Raw genomic sequence first — 22208 nt, 5'->3', positions numbered from 1 at the left:
TGCCTCAGCCCGCCTTGGCGAACGCCTTCGCGGCGTCCGCCTCGAGCTGCTTCTGCGCGCCGGCGACGTCGGAGGGCTTGGCGAGGAAGTCCTGCAGGTCCTTCCACTCTCCCTGCCCCTTGGTCCCGCCGAAGGCGGCCGGTGCCTGATCGGACATGTCGAACCGGATGTTGTCGCCTGCCTTGATCAGGTTCTTCGCGATGCCCCGCACGGTGTCGTCGCGGTAGTTGGAGAAGGCGACCGCCTTGTTCGGAGACAGGAAACCGCCCTGCTGCACGGCGATTCCCCCCGCCTCCGGGGAGGCCAGGAACCGCATCAGCGCCCGCGCGCCCTCGCCGTCCTTGAGAGCGACCGCGACGTCGCCGCTGCTCAGCACTGGTGCCTTACCGCCGTCCACGGCGGGGAAGGGGAAGACCTTGGCGTCGGTGCCGACCTCGGCCGTGGTCTCCTGGGTGATGTTCGTCGCGATGAACTCGCCCTCGTAGACCAGTGCGGCCTTGGGCGGCTTGGCGAAGACCTGGCCGACCGAGGTGGGGAAGTCGGTCTGCAGTGCTCCCCGCGTGCCTCCGGCCATCAGATCGGGCCTGCCGAAGATCTGGCCCAGTGTGGTCAGGGCCTTGGTCACCGAGGGGTCGGTCCACTTGATCTGATGCTTCGTCAACTTGTCGTACATGGCCGGGCCGGCCTGACTGAGGTAGATGTTCTCGAACCAGTCGGTCACGAGCCAGCCGTCGGCGCCGCCTATGGAGAACGGAGGGGTGCCGGAGTCGGCGAGGGTCTGAGCGTCCTTGAGCAGTTGCTCCCAGGTGGTGGGGGTGGTGGTCAGTCCGGCCTGCTCCCAGGCCGCGGTGTTGTACCAGAACAGGGACTTGTTGGTGACCTTGAAGAACACGCCGTACTGCTTGTCCTTGTACGTGCCGAGGTCACGCCAGGCCTGGCTGTAGTTCTGGTCCAACTCCTTGGTCACGGCGGGCTGGAGCGGCTTGAGCCAGCCGGCTTTGGCGAACTGCTGGAGCACGCCGGGCTGGGGGAGAAGAGCGACGTCCGGCGGAGAGCCGCCCTGGATCTTGCTGCCGACGAAGGTCGACACGTTGTCACCGGTGGGCACGAAGGTGGTCTTCGCTCCCGTCAGCTTGTCGAAGCGGGCCAGTACCTTGAGGAAGTTCTTCTGCTCGGCGCCCGTCCAGACGCCGGCCACCTGCAGGTCCTGTCCGTCGAGCCGGGGCAGGTTCAGCGTGGAGGCGTCTTTGGCACCGGTGGCCGCCGGGTTGCTGGAGGCGTCCTTGTCCGAGGAGCCGCACCCGGCGGCCCCGATCATCAGGACGGCGACGGCCGTCAGTGCTGCCGCTCTGCCATTCATTCGGTCACTCCTTTGTGAAAGACGGACGGAACATGAAGCGAGGGGCGGAACATGAAGCGAGGGGCGGACGTGTAGCGGGACGGAACCGGTAGCGGGAGATACCGGGTCAGTCAGCCTGTGAGGCCGTCGGACGCCCACCAGGCGGCGGTGCTGCCGGGAAGGGTCCCGGGAGGGCAGGGACCGCTCGCGAGGAGCGGCGTGCCGGGGACCGGGGCGGGACAAGGGACGTCGCCGAAGTTGACGGCGCACACCAGCCCGTCACCGCGGACGAAGGCCAGGACCTGTGGCGGAGACTCCAGCCAGCGGAGCGTCCCGTTGCCGAGCGACGGCAGGCTCGCGCGCAACCGCAGAGCGTCGTGGTAGAGGTGCCAGAAGGAACCGGGGTCGGCCATGAGCCGTTCGGTGGTGTGCGCGGCGAACCAGTCGGGCTGCGGCAGCCACGGCTTGACGATGCCCTCGCCCGAGGTGAAACCGAACGGGGACATGTGCCCCGACCACGGCAGTGGCACGCGGCAGCCGTCGCGGATTCCGACGCGGCTGCCGCTGCGATGGAAGATCGGGTCGGTGAGCACCTCGTCCGGCAGGTCGACGACCTCCGGCAGACCGAGCTCCTCGCCCTGGTAGATGTAGGCGGCGCCGGGCAGCGAGAGCATCAGCAGCGCGGCGGCGCGAGCGCGGGCGGCGGCCGCGTACCGGGTGACGGTACGGACCTGGTCGTGATTGTTGAGCACCCAGGTGATGGTCGAGCCGGTGCCCGCTATGTCCTGCAGAGCGTCCTGGATGACCCCGCGGAAGGTGGCGGCGTCCCACGGGGCCGTCAGCATGTGGAAGAAAAACGCCTGATGGAGTTCGTCCGGGCGGACATAGGCGGCCTGCTCGGCCGGGGTGCGTACGGACACCTCTCCGACGAGCAGCCGGTCGATGCCGTCCCGGGCGGTGTACTCCTCGCAGACGGCGCGCCAAGTGCGCCACACACCATGTGTCTCGGGCTGGTTCCACGCCAGGGGGTTGACCGTGTCGCGGGCCCGCGCGTCGGCCGCCGGGTCCGGGGAGTCCGGCAGCCCGGGGCGCTTGAAGAGGCCGGTGGCCACGTCGACGCGAAACCCGTCGACGCCGCGGTCCAGCCAGAACCGCAGCACCTGCTCGAAGTAGCCGCCGACCTCGGGGTTGCGCCAGTTCAGGTCGGGCTGCTCCGGCCCGAACAGGTGCAGGTACCACTGGCCCGGCGTGCCGTCGGGCTCGGTGACCCGGGTCCAGGCGGGTCCGCCGAACATGGAGTGCCAGTTGTTGGGCGGCAGTTCCCCGCCTGTGCCACGGCCCTCGGCGAAGTGGAAGCGGGATCTGGCAGGCCCGTCCGGGCCTTCTGCCAGGGCCTGCAGGAACCAAGGGTGCTTGCTGGAGCAGTGGTTGGGGACGATGTCGATGAGCACCTTGAACCCCAGGCGGTGCGCGTCATCCACCAGGCGGCCGAACTCCGCCAGGTCTCCGTAGACCGGGTCCACGTCGCAGTAGTCGGCGACGTCGTAGCCGTGGTCGTACTGCGGCGAGGGATAGAACGGGTTGAGCCAGATGCCGTCGACACCGAGCCGCTTGAGGTACGGCAGGCCCGCGCGCACACCGGCGAGGTCGCCGATGCCGTCCCCGGTGCTGTCGAGGAAACTGCGGACGTACACCTCGTAGATGACGGCCGTGCGCCACCACTGCTGCCTGGCCGTGTGCTCGGACCGCTCAGAGGGGCGCGGTTCGTTCGGTACCGGGCCGTCTTCGACGAACGCGTCGATCATCGGGAAACCGTCCTGGGAGGGGCGTGATGGAAACCGGCCGCCGAGCGGGGAGAGCGACGGCCGGTGGACAGGGCGCCGGATCCTGCGCCACAGAAGGCGCGTTGGGAGGCGGCTTGGGGGGGGCGGCTTGGGGGGGGCGGCTTGGAGGGCAGCTCGGGAGGCGGCTTGGCAGGAATGGGCGAAGGAGTTGAGGGGGAGGGCACGGATTCTTTCCGTGGGCGGATCCGGGCCGCCGGGCGTGACCGCGCGCCGGTGGGGACGAAAGGCCGTTCGCCGGACGCGATGCCCGTCGGCGGGTGCGAAAGGCCGTCAGATCCCGGATAACTGAGGGCGTGCCGAAGGCACGGCGAGAGGCTGCGCCGTGGCGTTCAGGGCCGCGCCCATCGCGCCGGCGTACGGGCCGAGCGCGGCGGCCAGGATCGTCACTGGGCCGATCAGTCGCCGACGGTCGCCGAGTGCCGGCTCGACGGCCGGTCGCATCACTTCGAAGGCGGGCGCGACGCCACCGCCGACGACGACGGTCGAGAGGCCGAGTTGGGCCAGCACGCTCCCCAGGACCGTGCCTACGGCCGTGGCGGCGGTGCCGAGGATCTCCAGGGCCGTGGTGTCGCCCGAGCGGGCGGCCCTGACCAGGTCCTCGGGTGTCGCCGACCGATCCTGGGTCCCGGTCCCGGTCCCGGTCCCGCGAGAGGCGAGGGCCTGGGACCATCTGGCCGCCAGCGCCCGGCCGCCCGCCACCGTCTCCAGGCAGCCACGAGCCCCGCATCCGCAAAGGTCGCCGCCGGGCGCGGCGGCCATGTGCCCGATCTCGCCGACCCGGTCGCCGGGCCCTCTCAGGACGGTGCCACCCAGGGCGATCGCACCGCCTATCCCGGTGCCCATGGTCATGAACACCACGTCGGTGTGGGTGCGGGCGGAGCCGAGCGTGAGTTCCGCCGAGGCGAACGCGCGTGCGTCATTCATCAGCAGTACGGGCTTCGCGGTCGCGCGCTCGAGCAGGTCCGCCAGCGGGAAGTCCTGCCAGTCGCCGTCGATGTTCGGGATGGTGGTGGTTGATCGCATATCCGGGCTCAGGTGGCCGGGCAGTGCTGCGCCGATGGCCTCGACGGTGCGGGCGACCGCGAGCTCGGCGATCGCGGCGACGATCTGCACGGGGCCGCCGGCGGGGGTGGGCAGCGTGCCCTGTTCGACGACGGCCGCCCTGGCCCGGTGCACCCACTTGATGTTCGTGCCCCCGATGTCCACCCCCAGGGCGGAACCTGCGGGGCGAGGACCGCTCCTGGTCGCGACCATGCGATCTCCTGATCAGTATTACCTGTATAGACTTAAGGGGAAGCTAGGCCCGGGCAAATCGTCTAGTCAATCAGTCGAGGCGTAAAGAATCAGAAATCTCGGCTGATTGAGTCGATGTGACGGGCGGTCAACCAGAACCATGGGTCGGACGGCGACCTGTCTAGCCTTTTGCCGAGGGAGCGAGTCGACCGGGTGAGATCAGGGCGCCGTCGGCTGCGAGTTGTTCGCGCAGTGCGCCGATGTCCGCATCGCGGGGCCGGTGTCCGGCAAAGACCGTCAGCGCCGCCGCCGTCCCCGCGGCCTGCCCCATCGCCATGCACTGTCCGATGGAACGGACGGAGGCGTGGGCGTCATGGGTGGCCGACAGACACCGGCCCGCGACGAGCAGACCGTCGACGCCGCGGGGGAGCAGGCATCGATAGGGCACCCCGTAGGTGCGGCCGGTGGGTGTCTCGTCACCGGAGCCGACGTACTGCCAGATCGTCCTGTGTCCGGCGGCGTGGTCCTCGATGGGAGCGCCGCAGAGCGCGATGGCGTCCTTGAACTGGCGCGCACTCAGCACGTCTTCCCTGTCCAGGACGTACTCTCCGATCAGGCGGCGACTCTCCCGCACGCCGATGCGCGGCGCGGACGCGATGAGGAAAGCCCGCTCGTACCCCGGGACTTGCTCTCGGAGGAACCGTGTGTACTCGACGACCTGGCGGCGCCCCTCCTGCTCGGCTCCCGAAAGCTGCCACGGGTCGGTCGGGTCGATACCACTCACGCGGGTCACGTTGGTGTGGACGACGCCGGGTTCGGTTGTCCGGTGGACGGAACCCTCGCGCCGGGGCAGCTCATACGCTCCCGAGTCCGCGTGCAGAGCCATCAGCCGGTGCAGCTCAGCCGTCGGTGTCACCGCGGCGTCGACGCCGGCGAGCCGGAACGTCTGGGTGAGTGGCTGCACGACACGGTCCTCGGCGGGCCGCTCCAGAGCCGCCCCCGCACGCCACGCCACGTCGGCGTCACCGCTGGCGTCGATGACGACTCCGGCGCGCACGTGCCCAGGGCCGGCGACCGTCTCGACTACTACCCCCAGAACGTTCTGACCCTCCATCACCACCCGTGACGCGCCGGCGTGGAACAGGACCCGCACCCCGGCGGAGCCGGTGACTTCGTCCCAGACCAGTTTGAGCGTCTCCGGGTCGTAGGTGATGCCGGTGCCCGCGCCGTAGGTGTTGGGGCGTTCGAAGGCCGCTTTGCGAGTGGTGAGCGCCTGGCACACCTCCCATCCGACGCCGCCGACCACGCGATCACCCGTGCCGGGCGCGTAGAAGCCGTAGAAGGTGTCCAGGACGCTCGCCCCGGTGCCGCCCAGGTGAGCGGCAGCCTCCACGAGCAGGGTGGAAGCGCCCCGGCGAGCTGCCGCGACGGCTGCCGCGCAGCCCGCCGACCCGCCGCCGACGACCACCACATCACCGTCCCACAGCAGCGGATGGCGACCGGCCTCCGCCTGGCTGACGCGTGTGCCGTTCACCTCAGGTGCCACCCTCCGTCTACGGGGACCACCGCACCGGTCGTGCGGGAGGAGGCCTCCGACAGCAGCCACAAGGCGGTGTCGGCGATCTCTTCGGGGCTGCAGGCCCGTGCGCCGAGCGGCATCAACCGCGGCATCCGGCCCTGGATCGCGGGATCGGCCATGGCACGTGCGGCCATCGGTGTGTCCACCAGGCCGGCCGCCACGATGTTGACGCGCACACCCTTGGGGGCTCCGGTGAACGCGGCCGAGCGCACCAGGGGGGCCAGAGCGCCCTTCGCGCTGGCGTAGGCCGCGGTGAGGAAGTCCTCGTCCAGTGTGCTCGCCAGGGCCGAGCCGATGACGACGATCGACCCGCCCGAGCCGGACAACTGCCGTATGCCGGCGCGCAGCAGGTAGAACACGGAGTCGAGGTCGACCCGGTGCACTTCGTGCCACGCCTCGTCGCCGCACTCGTCGACCGGCCCGTCGCCGAGACGCCGACCGGACATGCCCACCGCGTGCACGATGCCGTCGAGGCCGTCCAGAGCCTCGGCTGCTCGTGTCACCGCCGCGTCGGCGCCCGCGGACACCGTGATGTCGTACGTATCGCGGTCGGCCTCGAACACCTGAGCACCGGCGGCCCGCGCGGCGTTGACGCACGCGGCGCCGATTCCGCCCCGGGCGCCGGCCACCAGCAGGCGCTTCATCGTGCGCCGTCCGCGGTGCGCAGAGCGGCGGCGGAGCGGCGGGCGAATTCGAGGTAGGCGCCCTCGAACAGCTCATTGCTGCGGTCCGCGCCGACCAGGCGGGAGCTGGTGATGACCGGCGGCATGGCGCCCCGCTCGGCCAGCAACTCGGCCACCCGGACCTTGATCTCGTTGACCACGGCGATCGCGGTGAAGGTACTCACCGGGCCGACCGGGACGTCCAGGCCGGGGACCCGGCAGATGGCGTCGCCGACCGGCGATCCCAGATCGATCACCACATCGGCGTGGTCGGCGAGCCGGGATCCGCTCGGATGCCGTGGTTCGGCGGCGTTCGTCTCCCGCAGCGACGTGGCCGCGATGACCGGCAGGCCTGCCTTCTTCGCGCCCATCGCCATCTCGATGGGGACGGCGTTGAGTCCGCTGACACTGAAGATGAACATGCTGTCCGAAGGGCGCAGCCGGAAGTTGGCGAGGATCTGCTCGGCCAGCCCCTCGACGCGTTCGATGAACATCGCCTGCCGCTGTCCGTTGGCCCCCACCACCTGGGTGTGGAACGTCATCGAGAGCTCTACCAGCGGCTGGAAGCCGGGGTAGGAGCCGTAGCGGGGAAAGATCTCCTCCACCGGCATGCGTGAATGACCGGTGCCGAAGGTGTAGACGACGCCGTCGTCGGCGATCGACCTGGCGGCGATCTGCGCCGCCGCCTCGATGGCGTCGGCCTGGGATTCGGCAATCTCCTCGACGATCCCGACTGCGGTACGGATCCACGATGGCACGTGCGGAAACCTCTCGGTGCGAGGGCGGAGACAGGGCTGTGTGTGACGGGGAGTATGTATAGACAGGTAGTACGGGCATGAAGCTAGGACGCCGATCGATACCACGTCAAGAACCAGTGCTGGCTGATCTTTGGTTCCGGCCGAGTGCGCCGGGTGTGGACGCATGTCGAAGGGCGGCCTATGCTGCGTGGGGCATACCGGTATAGACAAAGGAGGAAGCCGTGGCTCGGCGGCCCATGCCGCGACATGAAGCGGTCGAACGGCACATCCGCAGCCGGATCGCGGGGCTGAGCCCTGGGGATCAGATCGAGTCCGACGCGGAACTGTGCGACCTGTTCCAGGTCAGCCGGATGACCGTCAGGCAGGCGACCCAGCGCCTGGTCGCCGAAGGCGTGATCTACCGGATCTCCGGTGTCGGTACGTTCGTCGGGGAACCGCAGGTCCACCGACAGATGGGCCAACTGCGCTCCTTCACCGAGGAGATGGCTCTGCGCGGGATGACCGTGTCATCGACCGTCCTGACCAGTGAACTGCGCGCGGGCAGTCAGGAGGAGATCACCGCGCTCAGGCTCGCACCCCAGTCCAACGTCGTTCACGTACGACGGCTGCGGCTGGCCGACGACCAGCCGATGGCGATCGAGAACGTCGTCCTGCCGCCCTCCTGTGCCTGGCTGCTGGGCGAGGATCTGGCCCGTGGCTCGCTCCACCAGGCGCTCACCGGCAAGGGATTCGCTCCCACCCGCGCGACGGGAACGCAGATAGCGGCCATCGCCACCGAGGATGACGCCGCCCTCCTGGACCTGCCCATCGGTGCGCCCATCTTCGTCGAGCGCCGGCTGGTCACCACCGCCGACGGCTCACCCGTCGAACTCACCGAATCCCGCTACGCGGGTTCCCGGTTCGTGTTCCACATCGAACTCGCCTAAAGCCTGTGCCGAAAGTGGCGCCTGCCGCCCGGGAGGGCGGCACCCGGAAGGAGAACCGGAAGGAGAAACAGCATTGGCTGTCGTCGAGACCCCTCTCGTCGAGACCGTCCTGGGCCCGGTCGCCGCTGACGAACTCGGCGACGTGGATGCCCACGAGCACGTCTTCCTGCGCACCCCGGTCAACCCGGGTGACGAGTTCCTCGACACCGACAAGGCGGCTGACGAGCTCCTGCGTGTGGCGGCAAGCGGCATTCGCACGGTCGTCGACCTGACGCCGGTCGGTCTGGGACGCCGCCCCGGTCAACTCGCCGAGGTCTCCCGGACGAGCGGGGTCCACGTCGTCGCCGCGACCGGGTTCCACCGCAGCGCGCACTATCCGGCCGCTCACTGGGCCCGCCACGCCGATGACGCGACGCTTCTCGACGTACTCCTGGACGACCTCCAGGTCGGCATGGACCGTTACGACTGGGACTTCCCGCGCCCCCTGCCCAGCCCCCACAGGGCGGGCATCATCAAGCTCGGGGCTTCGTACCACCGGATCGACCGCCACGAGGAGCGCTGGTTCGCCGCGGGAGCCGCGGCGGCCCGGGACACCGGAGTGGCGGTGGCGGTGCACACCGAGGTCGGGACCGCCGCACACGCCGCCCTGGACCTTCTGGACAGGCACGGCATCCCGGCCGGACGGGTCCTGCTCGCCCACACCGACCGCAACCCCGACCCGGAACTCCATCTCGATCTGATCGCCCGCGGCGCCCACCTCGTCTACGACACGATCGGGCGGATCAAGTACCGGCCGGACTCGGTCGTCCTCGACCTCATCGAGCGTATGGCCGAGGCGGGCGAACTGGGCCGGATCTGCTTGGGGACCGACGTGGGACGCAAGTCCTCTCTCAGTGCCTACGGCGGCGGTCCGGGCATGGACGTGCTCGGCAGGGACTTCGTCCCGCGGCTGCGCCGACGCCTGGGCGACGAGGCGGTGGAGACCGTGCTGCGACATGCCCCCCAGGGGCTGCTGGCCAAAGAGACCTGTGCCGCTTGAACGTCGGCCTGCGGGTTCACCACCTCGAGCTCGCCATCGACCCGCACAACGGTAAATCCCCACGGTCGAAGGCCGACCGCAGGGATTTCGTTGNACAACGGTAAATCCCCACGGTCGAAGGCCGACCGCAGGGATTTCGTTGGTGTCCGAGGGGGGACTTGAACCCCCACGCCCGATAAAGGGCACTAGCACCTCAAGCTAGCGCGTCTGCCATTCCGCCACCCGGACCAGGTGTATCGCGTGCGGGGTTTCGCCCGCGGCGACAGAGAAAACATTACCAGGCTTCCGAGGGCTCCCGATCACGGGGCTGCCGGGTGTGAACCCTGTGTGACGGGCCGAGTCCGCCCTTGGGGTCGGGCGGGCCGGAGAGGGAGGATGAGGGGGACCACCACCAGCAGTGACCGTGGGAGGAAGCCCTGTGAGCGAGTCGGACACGGCCAGGAGCATCACCGGTGAGGACGAGGTCGTCGACCTCTGCCGCGAGCTCATCCAGATCGACACCAGCAACTACGGCGACCACTCCGGTCCAGGTGAGCGCAAGGCCGCCGAGTACGTCGCCGAGAAGCTCGCCGAGGTGGGACTCGAGCCCCAGATCTTCGAGTCGCACAAGGGCCGCGCCTCCACGGTCGCCCGGATCGAGGGCGAGGACCGCTCGCGGCCCGCTCTGCTCATCCACGGCCACACCGACGTCGTACCGGCCAACGCGGCGGACTGGACCCACCACCCGTTCTCCGGCGAGATCGCGGACGGCTGTGTGTGGGGGCGCGGCGCGGTCGACATGAAGGACATGGACGCGATGACCCTCGCGGTGGTCCGTGACCGCCTGCGCAGCGGCCGCAAGCCGCCCCGGGACATCGTGCTGGCCTTCCTGGCGGACGAGGAGGCGGGCGGAAAGTTCGGTGCCAAGCACCTCGTGAACAAGCACCCGGACCTCTTCGAGGGCGTCACCGAGGCGATCGGTGAGGTCGGCGGGTTCTCCTTCACCGTCAACGAGAAGCTGCGGCTGTACCTCGTCGAGACGGCCCAGAAGGGCATGCACTGGATGAAGCTGACCGTGGACGGCACCGCCGGTCACGGTTCGATGATCCACCGGGACAACGCCATCACCGAACTGTCCGAAGCCGTCGGACGGCTCGGCCGGCACAAGTTCCCGGTGCGGGTCACCAAGACGCTCCGCCACTTCCTCGACGAGCTCGGCGACGCGCTCGGCACCGAGCTCGACCCCGAGAACATGGACGAGACGCTCGCCAAGCTCGGCGGGATCGCCAAGCTCATCGGTGCCTCGCTGCAGAACACCGCCAACCCGACCCAGCTGGGCGCCGGTTACAAGGTCAACGTCATCCCGGGCCAGGCGACCGCGCATGTCGACGGCCGCTATCTGCCGGGCTACGAGGAGGAGTTCCTCGCCGACCTGGACCGGATCCTCGGCCCGCGGGTGCGGCGCGAGGACGTGCACGCCGACAAGGCCCTGGAAACCACCTTCGACGGGGCTCTCGTGGACGCCATGCAGACCGCGCTGTCCGCCGAGGACCCGATCGCCCGCGCCGTGCCGTACATGCTCTCGGCCGGCACCGACGCCAAGTCCTTCGACGACCTCGGCATCCGTTGCTTCGGCTTCGCTCCGCTGAAGCTGCCGCCGGAGCTGGACTTCGCGGGCATGTTCCACGGGATCGACGAGCGGGTGCCGGTTGACGCCCTGAAGTTCGGAGTTCGAGTGCTCGACCGCTTTATCGAGGTGTCCTGAGCGTCGAAGCGTCCCGAATTCACGCGCTGAAACGAAACTCCAATAATCGTCAATGCGTGCGGGTTCGACTGAGAAGAGTGAATGCGCTCATAGGCTCGTAGCCCTATTACTCCCTCCTCGTTACAAGTGATGAGATCCATGACCAGGGTCGCATTGCCAACAAGGAGGAAAAATGATCAAGAAGGTCGTCGCCGCTGCGGCTGCCACGGGTGGCCTCATTCTCGCGAGTGCGGGAGTCGCGGCTGCCGACGCCGGTGCTCAGGGCGCCGCCGTACACTCGCCCGGCGTGCTTTCGGGCAACGTCGTTCAGGCGCCCGTTCACGTGCCGGTGAATGTTTGCGGCAACACGATCTCCGTGATCGGGCTGCTGAATCCCGCCTTCGGCAATTCCTGCACTAACGTGTAACGTCGTGTCTCACCCCGCGAGGGTTTGAATTCGCGGCCCCGGAGCGCGCGCCATGCGCTCCGGGGTCGTCGATATTCCTACGACATTCCTATTCGATGTGCGCGCATATCCGCGCGTGCATCTTCCTGAAGCAGCAAGGCAGGGAAAAGCTATGCGACAGGTCACCCGCAAGGGCCTGATGACCGTGGCGGCCGCGACTGGAGTTCTGGCCGTCACCGGCGGCGCCGCGTACGCCGACGCCGCGGCGGACGGTGCCGCCTCGGATTCTCCGGGAGTCCTCTCGGGGAACACGGTGCAGGTTCCGGTGCACACGTCGGTCGACGTCTGCGGCAACACCGTGAACGTCATCGGTCTGCTCAACGCGGCGGCGGGCAACAGCTGCGCCAACCAGGGCGGCGGTTCCGCCTCCAGCACCGCGTCGGACGGCGGGGCGCAGGCCGACGGGAGCACCAGTGACTCGCCCGGCGTTGCCTCGGGCAACAACGTCCAGGTCCCGGTGGACGTGCCCGTCAGCGCCTGCGGCAACAGCGTCAACGTCGTCGGTCTCGGCAACTCGACCGACAGCAACGGCTGCGGCGACGCCTCGGACGGGACCGTGACGACGCCGGTCGAGAACGAGGAGCCGGAGGCTCCGAGCGAGCCTCAGGTGCCGGAGACGCCGGCTGTTCCGGCACAGCCCGCTGAGCCGCAGACGCCGGAGACGGCGGTGTTCCCCGAGGAGGAGGCCGGAAGCGACGACAGCCGGAGCCACCCGGCGGTCCAGGCCACCACGCCGCTCAAGGAGACCCCGCAGCTCGCAAAGACCGGCAGTGAGGTGCCGATCGGCCTCGCGCTGCCGGTGGGCGCGGGCGCGCTGCTGATGGGCGCCGTGCTCTACCGCAAGGCACGTGCCGCGGCGTAAAGGACGTCATACGTGAACGGAGGGGGTCCCGCGGCGGCGACTGCGGGACCCCCTCCGTTTCGGCCACTCCCCGTCACCACGTGGCACGCACCTGGCGGATGATCCGCCGGCGCAACCGCACCCTGCGGCTGCCGTCGGGGTGCAGGCTGAGTCGATCCAGCTCCCAGTGTCCGTACTCCGCATGGTCCGTCAGCAGGCGTGTCGTTTCCTTGCGGGAGACCCCACGCGGCACATACACGTCGACAAATTCGTATTCCGGCATCGCATCTATTGTGCGGCCAGAGCCCGTATACGGATAGCGTCTGCACTATGTCTGATGCTGCGCAGCCCACCGCTGCCGAGGTACGCGCCGCCGCCGAGGCGGTCAAGGCCGCGCTCGACCGTCACCTGGCGGCGGTCGAGCGCAGGTCGGGTGAGGACGACCCGGCCGTCTACGAGGCGTTCAACCAGATGGCCGCGGCCGCCGAGGAGTACGACGAGCTCCTGTACGAACGCTATGACGAGGTCACGCCCTTCGAGATCCCCGGTACGGACGACACTCTGCCGCCGTACACAGGCCCGGAGGAGCCGAACGCGCTCAGCGTCCTGATCCGCCGTGACTACGCCGTGGTGGAGCCGCAGCGACTGTTGGCGCAGGCCCAGCGCGTGGAGGCCGTGGAGGAATCCGGGGCGGCGGGCGCGGGCTTCGACGCGGCCGCCGGTACCGTGCACGGGGCGCTGGGTGTGCTGTTCGGCGAGTTCGAACCGGATGAAATCGCCACCCGGCACAAGGAGTTCGGTCTGGAGGAAGGCGACTCCACGCTCTGGGTCACCGCCGCGGACGAACCGGCCGAGCCCGGCGAATGGCTGGACGCCCCCTTCGACGGGGCCGATCCCCAGCGGATCATCTGCCGCTTCGACGTCAGCGCCGTCTTCGACGACGAGATCGACGACGACTTGGACGACACCACCCGGGACGGCCTGGATCCCGACCTCGACGGCGACCCGGACGACGACGAGGACCTCGAGCCGCTGGACGCGGATCGCTGAAGTCGCCGCAGTTCCCACGGTGGCGGTCACGGGGCCGAGAGGCCCGGTGGCCGCCACCGCTTTGTCAGCCGGCTGCCGGGACCTGGGCGGTGAGCAGGGTGGGCAGGCGGGTCGTGCGGGGCTTGGCGGGGAGTTCGGCCACCGCGCGCGGCAGGGCCTGCTCGACGCCGTGGACGACGGAGAGGTGATGTTCGGCCCGGCTGAAGGCCGTGTAGACCCAGGGCCTGGTGAGGGCCTGGACTGCGTCGCCGGGGAGGACCACGACCGCGGCGGGCCAGCGCAGTCCGACGGCCTGGTGCGCGGTGAGTGCCCAGCCGTGGCGCACCGTCTGCTCGACGCGCTCCTTCGGTACGACGACGGGGGCGCCCACGCACTCCAGATGCAGCCCCTCGGCATCGGCTTTCACCACGCGGCCCGGCACCGTACGACCCGGCGTCGGCGTGTAGGCGATCCGGTCGCCCGGGTCGAAGCCGCCGAAGCGGCCCGGCCCAGGGTTGAGCCGTTCCTTCAGCGCGGCGTTCAGCGCCCGTGTGCCCGCCGCGCCGCCGTGCCCCGGAGTGATCACCTGGGTCTGCTCGGCCGGAATCCCGATCGCCCGCGGCACCGAGTCCGCGACCAGTTGCACGGTGCGGTGCACCGCCTCGCCCGCGTCACGCACCGGGACGATCACCACCTCCTTGCCGGGTGCGTCCACCTGGAGCAGCTCGCCCACACCGATGCCGGAGACCAGCTCACCGATCGGGCCGGGGTCCGGCGTCCGCGAGGCGACCTGCGGGCACACCCGCGCAGCGAGCAGATCGGCGAAGACCCGCCCGGGACCGGCCGACCACAGCCCACCGGGGTCACCACTCAGCACGAGCCGCGCCCCGTCGGGCAGCGACTCCGCCAGCATCGCCGCGCTCTCCACATCCAGCTGCGGCGCGTCGAGCACGACCAGCAGATCCGTCCGCAGCATCCCGTCCGGGTCCCGCCCGGGCCCCTCGGCCCCGGACAACAGTCCGGCGACGGTGGTCACGCTCTCCTCGGGCCGGGCGGCCTCGTCCCGGGTCTCGGCCGGCGCGAGCAGCGCGGCGAACCGGCTCCGCCCGTCCACGGTGTGCGTGGCCGCGCACACCCGCAGCCCCATCGCCCGGGCCGCGGCGACCAGAGCGGCCGGTTCCGCGCGGGACGCCTCGCCGCCGGTGTGGAGGACGAGGCCGTGGCCCGCGACGGCGCGGATCAGCTCGGTGGCGGGGCCGGTCGCCGCGGACTCCCAGTCCGTGGCCGAGCCGTCCTCCTTGGGCAGTGAGTTGACCACGCGCGCGAGCCCGTCGGCGAGGCTCTCCTCGGCGAGCGCGTTCCGCTCGAGGCCGATGAGGACGCGGACCGGCCGCTCCTGCTCGCCCCCCTCGCCCTCCTCGGCCTCGTCGTCGGCCTGCTGCCGGCGGGGCGCGGGGGCTCCGGTGTCGTCCAGCGCGTCCTGGAACACCAGGGCGTCGCCCTCGGCGATGGCGCTCTGCACGGCGGCGTCGGGGTCCGGGACCGAGCGCTGCGCGAGCGCGGTGCTGAGCGTCGAGGCCTCCAGAGCGGTGTGGCCGACGAGGGCCGCCTGCTCTAGGAGCCATACGGTGACCGCCCGGCCCCGCCGCTCGTCGTCCGGCCCGCACTCCGCGCCGAGCAGGGCCCGGGCGAACCCGTCCGCCTGCTCGGGCCGCACCCCGGCCAGCCGCAGCAACTGCCAGGGGTCCTCGCGCAGCGCCGCGTCCGCACCCTCGCCGAGGACCGCGGCGGCCTGTGGTGCGAGGGCGTCGGGTGCGCCGCCCTCGACGAGTACGGCCCGTACGGCGTCGACGGTCTCGGCCGCCACCGGTGCGGCGACGGACGAGGTGACGAGCTGCGGCCGCCGCACCGGCTCCGGGGCAGGCCTGCGCGAGGCGGGCTCCTGCTCCCCGAAGACGCCGGCCGCGGGCTTCTCCCCGCTCTCCACCGCGCGTACGGCCGCGAGGAGATCGGCCGCCTTCCCGCTCAGCTTCCCGCCCGCCTCGACAGGCCCCTGCTTCTCGGCCTTCCGCCGCTCGATCCGCTCCCGCAGCTCCCGCTGCGCGGCCATCGCGGCCTCGGCCTCGGACAGCTCCCCGGCGGCGGCATCCCCCTCACCGGCCGAGGAACTCTCCTCACCGCTCGCCGCGGCCGAGCCCTCACCGCCGTCGGCAGCGTCGCCCGTCCCGGTAGCGCTTGGGTCCCCGGCGTCCCCGCCGGCGCCGTCGCCCGGCGTCCCCGGTTCGGGTTCCTCCGCGGCAGCGGGATCCGTGGTCACAGCGTGCTCCAGTCGTGATCGGGATAGTGGTGCACCGGCGCTGACACGTCGTCGAGCGCTCGGCAGATCTCGTCAGGAAGACTAAGGCTCTCCACTGACAACGCGGCCGTGAGCTGCAGGGCGTTGCGCGCGCCGATGATGGGGGCGGCGACTCCGGGCCGGTCGCGGACCCATGCGAGGGCAACCTGGAGCGGCGTCGCCGCGAGCCCGTCCGCGGCGGTCGTCACCGCGTCCACGATGCTGCTCGCCGCATCGTCCAGATACGGCGCGACGAACGGCGCCAGATGCTCCGACGCACCCCTGGAGTCCGCGGGCGTCCCGTGCCGGTACTTGCCCGTGAGCACACCCCGGCCCAGCGGGGACGACGGGAGCAGGCCTATCCCCAGGTCCAGAGCCGCGGGCAGCACTTCGCGTTCGACGCCGCGCTGCAGCAGCGAGTACTCCATCTGCGTACTCGCGAGCCGGGTCCGCACCCCGGGCGCCGCGAGCTGCCAGGTCGCCGCCTTGGCCAGCTGCCAGCCGCAGAAGTTGGACACCCCGGCGTACCGTGCCCGACCGCTGCTGACGGCGAGGTCGAGGGCCTGAAGCGTCTCCTCCAGCGGCGTCCGGGGGTCGAAGGCGTGGATCTGCCACAGGTCCACATAGTCCGTGCCGAGCCGCGCGAGTGAGGCGTCGAGCGCGGCGAGCAGATGTCCGCGCGAACCGTCGAAGCGCCGGTCGGGATCCGGCACGCTGCCCGCCTTCGTCGAGATCACCAGATCCCGGCGCGACACCAGCCCTTCCATGAGCTGTCCGAGCAGGTACTCGGCCTCCCCGTCCCCGTACACGTCCGCCGTGTCGACGAGGGTTCCGCCCGCCTCCCAGAACGCCTTCAACAGGTCCGCGGCGTCGTGCTCGTCGGTGTCCCGCCCCCAGGTGAGGGTGCCGAGCCCGATCCTGGACACGCGCAGGCCGGTACGGCCGAGATGCCTCTGCTCCATGTGGGCTGAGATTACTGGCCGTCAGTCAGTGTGTGGTGGGCCTGTGGACAACCCGCCCCACCTCTCCCGGTCCAACCCGTCCCTGCCGCTGGGAGCACTGGCGCGCTAGGGTGCCCACAAAGGACGTTACTGATCAGTAAGGGGAATCGGCCATGCAGCTCGGGATCAACCTCGGCTACTGGGGCGCCGGAATGGACGCGGACAATCTCGCCGTGGCCAAGGAGGCCGACCGCCTGGGCTACTCGGTCTGCTGGGCCGCCGAGGCCTACGGCTCCGACGCGGCCACCGTACTCACCTGGGTCGCCGCGCAGACCGAGCGCATCGACGTCGGCTCCGCCATCTTCCAGATCCCCGCCCGCCAGCCCGCGATGACCGCGATGACCGCCGCGACGCTCGACTCGCTCTCCGGCGGCCGCTTCCGCCTCGGCCTCGGCGTCTCCGGACCGCAGGTCTCCGAGGGCTGGTACGGCGTCAAGTTCGACAAGCCGCTGGCCCGCACCCGCGAGTACGTCGAGATCGTCCGCAAGGCGATGACCCGCGAGCGCCTGTCGTACGAGGGCGCGCACTGGACGCTGCCGCTCCCGGACGGCCCCGGCAAGCCGCTCAAGCTGACCGTGCACCCGCAGCGGGAGCACATCCCGCTCTACATCGCGGCGATCGGCCCGAAGAACCTGGAGCAGACCGGCGAGATCGCCGACGGCGCCCTGTTGATCTTCCCCTCCGCCGAACACCTGGAGGAGACGACGCTCCGGCATCTGCGCGCGGGCCGCGAGAAGGCCGGCGCGACGTTGGACGGCTTCGACGTCTGCCCGACACTGCCGCTCGCCGTGGGCCCCAAGGACGGGGACAAGGACGTGTCCGCCCTGGCCGACACGTTCCGCCCCTACACCGCGCTCTACGTGGGCGGCATGGGCAGCCCCAAGCAGAACTTCTACAACCAGCTCGCCCAGCGCATGGGATACGAGAAGGAGGCCGCCGAGATCCAGGAGAAGTACCTGTCCGGCGACAAGGCGGGCGCGGCCGCCGCCGTTCCGCAGCAACTCATCGACCAGACCTCGCTGCTGGGCTCCGTGGACCGCATCGCGGACCGGATGAAGGCCTACGCGGCCGCCGGGGTCACCACGCTCAGCCTGGCGCCCGCCGGCTTCACACTGGACGACCGGCTCGCCTCGCTGAGGGCCGGCACCGAAGCCCTGGAGCGCGCCGGCCTCGCGTAACCCGGCAGAACGCCGGGCGGAAAGTTCCGCGGCCGTGGTGGGGGCTCGGGGGGTCTTCCCCGCCACGGCCGTCGCAGGGAACAACGCGCAACGGCCCACTCGGTTACGCGCCCCACGGGCCCTGGTGTCCACCGTTCGGCGGAATTGTCCGACACAGATGTTGCCGCACGCCGGACAGCGCATTTGACTCGTTCTTTGCGGAGTCCTGCATGGAGGTGGCAGTGATGCTTTCGGCCAAGAGTCTGTTCCAGGAGATCCTCGACAACGACGAGTCGTTCCGGCTCTTCTGCTCCATCGCCGCCAGCGGAGAAACACAGGGGGGCTGGGAGAACGCGCGCATCGCGGCTCTCGTGCCGGAGGACGAGCGGGCACTCGCGCCCAAGATCACCCGGCACGGCGCGGACGAGGACAAGCACGGGCGGATCTTCAACGCGCTCATGAAGAAGCGCGGTCTGCAGCCCGTAGAGGTCCCGCCCGAGACCGACTACACGATGCTCCTGGAGAAGCACGGCATCGGTCTCGCCCACGACAAGCTCAAGAGCGACCAGGCGCTCACCGTGCAGGACATCGTCACCTACCTCGCGCACAGCAGAGTCACCGAGCAGCGCGCCTCCGAGCAGATGGAGCTGCTGCGCAAGCACTTCGCCGACCACCCCGACATCGGCCGGGCGGTCAGGATGATCTCGGACGACGAGGACAACCACCTCGCGTACTGCCACGAGGAGCTGCTGCGCTTCGCGGCCGCCGGGCACGGCCGGGCCATCCAGCGGACGCTGCGCGAGGCCGCACTCGCCGAGATCCGCATGTACCGGAACGTCAGCCTCGCCGTGATGGACCACATGGGGCGCATCCTCGGTTGGCCCAGCGCGAAGAGGTGGGTCCTCGCCGCGGCCATCCACGCCGTGTACGTGTACGAACGCCTCGCCGGCTGGCGGCGGATGGTCTCGCTGAAGATGCCGGAGCGGCGCGACGCCCTCGGCGGCCCCGCGTCGTCGGCGCCCGAGTTCGCGTAGCCCGTGATCCGCGCGCGCGTGCGGCTCACAGCCAGCCGCGGTGCTTGAAGAGCCGGAAGAGGAACACCTCGAGCACCGCCATCAGCAGGATGATCGCCGGATAGGCCCACCCCCAGTGCAGCTCCGGCATGTGCTCGAAGTTCATTCCGTAGATCCCCGCGATCATCGTCGGGACCGCCGCCATCGCGGCCCACGACGAGATCTTCCGCATGTCGTCGTTCTGCCGCACGCTCGTCTGCGCGAGGTGCGCCGACAGGATGTCCGAGACGAGCCGGTCCAGGCCCTCCACCGACTCGTTCACGCGCGTCAGATGGTCGCTGACGTCACGGAAGAACGGCTGCGCCTCGTCGTCGACGAACGGCAGCCCCGTACTGGACTGCCCGCTGCCCGCGAGCCGGGTCAGCGGCATGGCCAGCGGGCCCGTGGCCCTGCGGAACTCCAGGATCTGCCGCTTGAAGGTGTAGATCCGGGACGCGGTGTGCCGCGTACCGCCGCTGCTCGGCGAGAACACCTCCGTCTCCAGTTCCTCCAGGTCGGTCTGCAGCTCGGTCGCCACGACCAGGTAGTGGTCGACGGTGGCGTCGGCGATCGCGTAGAGCACCGCCGTCGGGCCGTGCCGGAGCAGGTCCGGATCCTCCTCCAGGCGGCGCCGCACGGCCCCCAGCGGCGATCCTTCACCGTGGCGCACGGTCACCACGAAGGAGTCACCGAGGAAGATCATGAGCTCCTCGGAGGAGACGACATCGCTGTCGGGCTCGTACGTCACCGGCTTGAGGACCGCGAACAACGAGTCGTCGTACACCTCCAGCTTGGGCCGCTGATGAGCCTTCAGGGCGTCCTCGACCGCCAGCGGATGCAGCCCGAACTCCTCGGTGACGAGGCCGAACTCGCTCTCCGTGGGCTCGTGCAGCCCGATCCAGACGAACGCCTCACGCGTGGCCCGCGCCGCGTCGAGAGCGTCGGAGAGGTCATCGGGCCCCTCCGTCCGGTGTCCGTCGCGGTAGATGGCACAGTCGACGATCACGGGGCACACCCTCCCGACGCCCCGCCCGGGGCGTGCTGGGGCAGAGGCCTAGGCTGGGCCGCATGCCCACGTTGATCCTCGTCCGGCACGGACGTTCCACCGCCAACACCGCGGGACTCCTCGCCGGGTGGACGCCCGGCGTCGCCCTCGACGAGCGCGGCACCGAACAGGCCGCCGCGCTGCCCGGGCGGCTGGCCGGGCTGCCGATCTCCGAAGTCGTCACCAGCCCCCTGCAGCGCTGCCAGGAGACGGTGCGGCCGCTGCTCGAGGCCCGGCCCGGGCTGCGGGCGCACAGCGATGAGCGCATCGGGGAGTGCCACTACGGGGACTGGTCCGGCCGCAAGCTCGCCGAGCTGAATGACGAGCCGCTGATGGAGGTCGTACAGACGCATCCGTCCGCCGCGGCGTTCCCCGGCGGCGAGTCGATGCGGGCGATGCAGACGCGGGCCGCCGAAGCGGTACGCGAGTGGAACGCGCGCGTGGAACGCGATCACGGAGCCGACGCCGTCTATCTCATGTGCTCGCACGGCGACGTCATCAAATCCCTTGTGGCGGACGCACTCGGACTTCACCTGGACCTCTTCCAGCGGATTTCTGTAGAACCGTGTTCCATCACCGCGATCCGTTACACACGGCTGCGGCCGTTTCTCGTACGCCTCGGGGACACCGGCGATCTCGCGTCCCTGGCGCCGCGCGAGGAGCCCCCCGGCGGGCAGGCCCCGGTCGGTGGCGGTGCGGGCGCACCGTGATCGTCGCCCGCAGTAGGGTGAAGCGGTTGAAGCAGGGCAGCAGTTGCCAGCAGCAAGCGCAGTCGATGACAGCATTCGATCCAATGGAGACAGGACGTGTCCCGTCAGGTGTTCCTCTACGACCCACCGGACCGTTTCGTGGCCGGTACGGTCGGGCTGCCCGGGCGCCGTACCTTCTTCCTGCAGGCCTCGGCCGGACCCCGGGTGACCAGCGTGGCCCTGGAGAAGACGCAGGTGGCGGCGCTCGCCGAGCGGATGGATGAGCTTCTGGACGAGGTCGTACGGCGTACGGGAGGCAGCGCGGCCGTCCCGGCGATGGCCCCGACGGAGGTCTCCGACACCGACCCGCTCGAGACTCCCGTCGACGAGGAGTTCCGGGTCGGCACCATGGCGCTGGCCTGGGACGGCGACGAACAACGCATGATCGTCGAGGCACAGGCGCTCGTGGAGCTGGACGCCGACTCCGAGGAGGACCTGGCCGCCGCCGAGGAACAGCTTCTGCAGGACGAGGAGAACGGTCCGCCGATGCTGCGGGTCCGCCTCACCGGTGCGCAGGCCAGGGCGTTCGCCAAGCGCGCCCTCGACGTCGTCAACGCGGGCCGGCCGCCGTGTCCGCTGTGCAGCCTCCCGCTCGACCCGGAAGGACACGTATGTCCGCGCCAGAACGGATACCGTCGCGAGACGTGACCACGGCCGAGCTGCTCGCCGAGGGCGAGCTGACGGTGCGCGGTCGCGTGCGTGAGGCCTCCAACGCGGTGCTGCTGTGCGACGTGGCGTACGAGGGCCGCACGGCTTCCTGCGTCTACAAGCCGGTCGCCGGCGAGCGCCCGCTGTGGGACTTCCCCGACGGGACGCTGGCGCAGCGGGAGGTCGCGGCGTACGAGGTGTCCGAGGCGACCGGCTGGGGGCTCGTCCCCACGACCGTGCTGCGCGAGGGGCCGTACGGCGAGGGCATGTGCCAGCTGTGGATCGAGCCGGTACCCGGCGCCGAGCTGCTCGCGCTGGTCGACGCGGAGGAGCCCGGCGACGGCTGGAAGGCCGTCGGGTTCGCCGAGGTCGGTGAGGGGCGTACGGCGTTGCTCGTGCACGCCGACGACGAGCGGCTGCGCAGGCTGGCCGTACTCGACGCGGTGATCAACAACGCCGACCGCAAGGGCGGGCATCTGCTGCCCACCCCTGAGGGCCGGCTGTACGGAATCGACCACGGGGTCACCTTCAACGCCGAGAACAAGCTGCGGACGCTGCTGTGGGGCTGGGCGGGGGAGAAGCTCACCCCTGAGGCCCTCGATGCTCTCGGGCGGCTCAGACAGGCTCTGGACGGGGCGCTGGGCCTGCGGCTGGGCGAGCTCATCACGGCGGCCGAACTGGACGCCACGCGCGCGCGTGTCACCGATCTGCTCACCACTGGACGGCACCCGGAGCCCTCGGGGGAGTGGCCCGCGATTCCGTGGCCGCCCGTGTAGGGCGAG

The 22208-nt window shown here is 70.4% G+C and carries 21 protein-coding genes and 1 tRNA gene; 11 read left to right on the top strand and 11 right to left on the bottom strand.

All coding sequences use genetic code 11. The features are described 5' to 3' along the window. Positions 1-4: 4 nt before the first annotated feature. The 6 genes from FGD71_RS32330 to FGD71_RS32305 form a co-directional block, all read right to left on the bottom strand. Positions 5-1360: an ABC transporter substrate-binding protein gene (locus tag FGD71_RS32330; RefSeq protein WP_119104108.1), complete on the bottom strand. Its 1356-nt coding sequence runs from the start codon at positions 1358-1360 to the stop codon at positions 5-7. A gap of 110 nt (positions 1361-1470) precedes the next feature. Then, positions 1471-3144, bottom strand: a complete 1674-nt coding sequence (locus tag FGD71_RS32325) for a glycoside hydrolase family 13 protein (RefSeq protein WP_119104107.1) — start codon at positions 3142-3144, stop codon at positions 1471-1473. Between the two features lie 309 nt (positions 3145-3453). Next, on the bottom strand, positions 3454-4437 hold the full coding sequence (locus FGD71_RS32320; RefSeq protein WP_119104106.1) for an ROK family protein: 984 nt from the start codon (positions 4435-4437) through the stop codon (positions 3454-3456). 160 nt (positions 4438-4597) lie between these two features. Then, entirely contained in the window at positions 4598-5950 is a 1353-nt protein-coding gene (locus FGD71_RS32315; protein WP_162931289.1) for an FAD-dependent oxidoreductase, read from the bottom strand. Then, positions 5947-6639 carry an SDR family NAD(P)-dependent oxidoreductase gene (locus tag FGD71_RS32310; protein ID WP_119104105.1) on the bottom strand — a complete coding sequence of 231 codons (693 nt, stop codon included), beginning with the start codon at positions 6637-6639 and terminating at the stop codon, positions 5947-5949. Before FGD71_RS32310 ends, FGD71_RS32315 begins: the two co-directional genes overlap by 4 nt. Next, entirely contained in the window at positions 6636-7415 is a 780-nt protein-coding gene (locus tag FGD71_RS32305) for a sugar isomerase domain-containing protein (protein ID WP_205571166.1), read from the bottom strand. The genes FGD71_RS32310 and FGD71_RS32305 overlap by 4 nt, the downstream gene beginning before the upstream one ends. Positions 7416-7636: 221 nt before the next feature. Between FGD71_RS32305 and FGD71_RS32300 the strand changes: the two genes are divergently transcribed. Next, a complete protein-coding gene (locus FGD71_RS32300) occupies positions 7637-8341 on the top strand; it encodes a GntR family transcriptional regulator (RefSeq protein ID WP_140936000.1) in 705 nt (234 codons plus the stop codon). A 73-nt stretch (positions 8342-8414) separates the two neighbouring features. Continuing rightward, positions 8415-9380: a phosphotriesterase family protein gene (locus FGD71_RS32295; protein WP_162931288.1), complete on the top strand. Its 966-nt coding sequence runs from the start codon at positions 8415-8417 to the stop codon at positions 9378-9380. A gap of 140 nt (positions 9381-9520) precedes the next feature. On the opposite strand, the gene FGD71_RS32290 is transcribed toward FGD71_RS32295, so the two are convergent. Continuing rightward, a tRNA-Leu gene (locus FGD71_RS32290) sits at positions 9521-9608 on the bottom strand. 190 nt (positions 9609-9798) lie between these two features. Between FGD71_RS32290 and FGD71_RS32285 the strand changes: the two genes are divergently transcribed. From FGD71_RS32285 to FGD71_RS32275, 3 genes are all read left to right on the top strand, one after another. Next, positions 9799-11124: a M20/M25/M40 family metallo-hydrolase gene (locus FGD71_RS32285; protein WP_119104101.1), complete on the top strand. Its 1326-nt coding sequence runs from the start codon at positions 9799-9801 to the stop codon at positions 11122-11124. 172 nt (positions 11125-11296) lie between these two features. Further along, positions 11297-11530, top strand: coding sequence for a chaplin ChpH (gene chpH, locus FGD71_RS32280; RefSeq protein WP_119104100.1), 234 nt, complete (start codon positions 11297-11299; stop codon positions 11528-11530). A gap of 151 nt (positions 11531-11681) precedes the next feature. Next, positions 11682-12431 carry a chaplin gene (locus FGD71_RS32275; RefSeq protein ID WP_119104099.1) on the top strand — a complete coding sequence of 250 codons (750 nt, stop codon included), beginning with the start codon at positions 11682-11684 and terminating at the stop codon, positions 12429-12431. A gap of 73 nt (positions 12432-12504) precedes the next feature. Here FGD71_RS32275 and FGD71_RS32270 read toward each other — a convergent pair whose 3' ends face one another. Further along, positions 12505-12693, bottom strand: coding sequence for a DUF5703 family protein (locus FGD71_RS32270; protein WP_033323315.1), 189 nt, complete (start codon positions 12691-12693; stop codon positions 12505-12507). Between the two features lie 47 nt (positions 12694-12740). Here FGD71_RS32270 and FGD71_RS32265 point away from each other — a divergent pair, with 47 nt between their 5' ends. Continuing rightward, positions 12741-13460 (top strand): hypothetical protein, encoded by a 720-nt coding sequence (locus FGD71_RS32265; RefSeq protein WP_119104098.1) that lies wholly within the window; start codon positions 12741-12743, stop codon positions 13458-13460. 64 nt (positions 13461-13524) lie between these two features. Here the strand turns inward: FGD71_RS32265 and FGD71_RS32260 are convergent, their stop codons facing one another. Together FGD71_RS32260 and FGD71_RS32255 are read right to left on the bottom strand one after the other, a co-directional pair. After that, positions 13525-15756: a helix-hairpin-helix domain-containing protein gene (locus FGD71_RS32260; RefSeq protein WP_119104097.1), complete on the bottom strand. Its 2232-nt coding sequence runs from the start codon at positions 15754-15756 to the stop codon at positions 13525-13527. Next, positions 15753-16736, bottom strand: coding sequence for an aldo/keto reductase (locus FGD71_RS32255; RefSeq protein ID WP_119104096.1), 984 nt, complete (start codon positions 16734-16736; stop codon positions 15753-15755). The genes FGD71_RS32260 and FGD71_RS32255 overlap by 4 nt, the downstream gene beginning before the upstream one ends. Positions 16737-16888: 152 nt before the next feature. Between FGD71_RS32255 and FGD71_RS32250 the strand changes: the two genes are divergently transcribed. Both FGD71_RS32250 and FGD71_RS32245 read left to right on the top strand, forming a co-directional pair. Next, positions 16889-17953 carry an LLM class F420-dependent oxidoreductase gene (locus tag FGD71_RS32250; RefSeq protein WP_119104095.1) on the top strand — a complete coding sequence of 355 codons (1065 nt, stop codon included), beginning with the start codon at positions 16889-16891 and terminating at the stop codon, positions 17951-17953. Positions 17954-18177: 224 nt separating this feature from the next. Continuing rightward, complete coding sequence (locus tag FGD71_RS32245) at positions 18178-18966, top strand: ferritin-like domain-containing protein (RefSeq protein WP_119104132.1); 789 nt, start codon at positions 18178-18180, stop codon at positions 18964-18966. 25 nt (positions 18967-18991) lie between these two features. Here FGD71_RS32245 and corA read toward each other — a convergent pair whose 3' ends face one another. Beyond that, positions 18992-19990 (bottom strand): magnesium/cobalt transporter CorA, encoded by a 999-nt coding sequence (corA, locus tag FGD71_RS32240; protein WP_162931287.1) that lies wholly within the window; start codon positions 19988-19990, stop codon positions 18992-18994. 62 nt (positions 19991-20052) lie between these two features. Between corA and FGD71_RS32235 the strand changes: the two genes are divergently transcribed. From FGD71_RS32235 to FGD71_RS32225, 3 genes are all read left to right on the top strand, one after another. Next, entirely contained in the window at positions 20053-20739 is a 687-nt protein-coding gene (locus FGD71_RS32235) for a histidine phosphatase family protein (RefSeq protein WP_119104093.1), read from the top strand. A gap of 96 nt (positions 20740-20835) precedes the next feature. Continuing rightward, positions 20836-21426: a DUF3090 domain-containing protein gene (locus FGD71_RS32230; RefSeq protein ID WP_119104092.1), complete on the top strand. Its 591-nt coding sequence runs from the start codon at positions 20836-20838 to the stop codon at positions 21424-21426. After that, a complete protein-coding gene (locus tag FGD71_RS32225) occupies positions 21390-22202 on the top strand; it encodes an SCO1664 family protein (protein WP_181359317.1) in 813 nt (270 codons plus the stop codon). Before FGD71_RS32230 ends, FGD71_RS32225 begins: the two co-directional genes overlap by 37 nt. Positions 22203-22208 lie beyond the last annotated feature (6 nt).

The organism is Streptomyces sporangiiformans (assembly GCF_005768555.2).
In the GTDB taxonomy this organism is placed as follows: Bacteria; Actinomycetota; Actinomycetes; order Streptomycetales; family Streptomycetaceae; genus Streptomyces; species Streptomyces sporangiiformans.
Note: the sequence above shows the minus strand (reverse complement) of the source record. Positions and strands in the feature narration are given on the sequence as shown.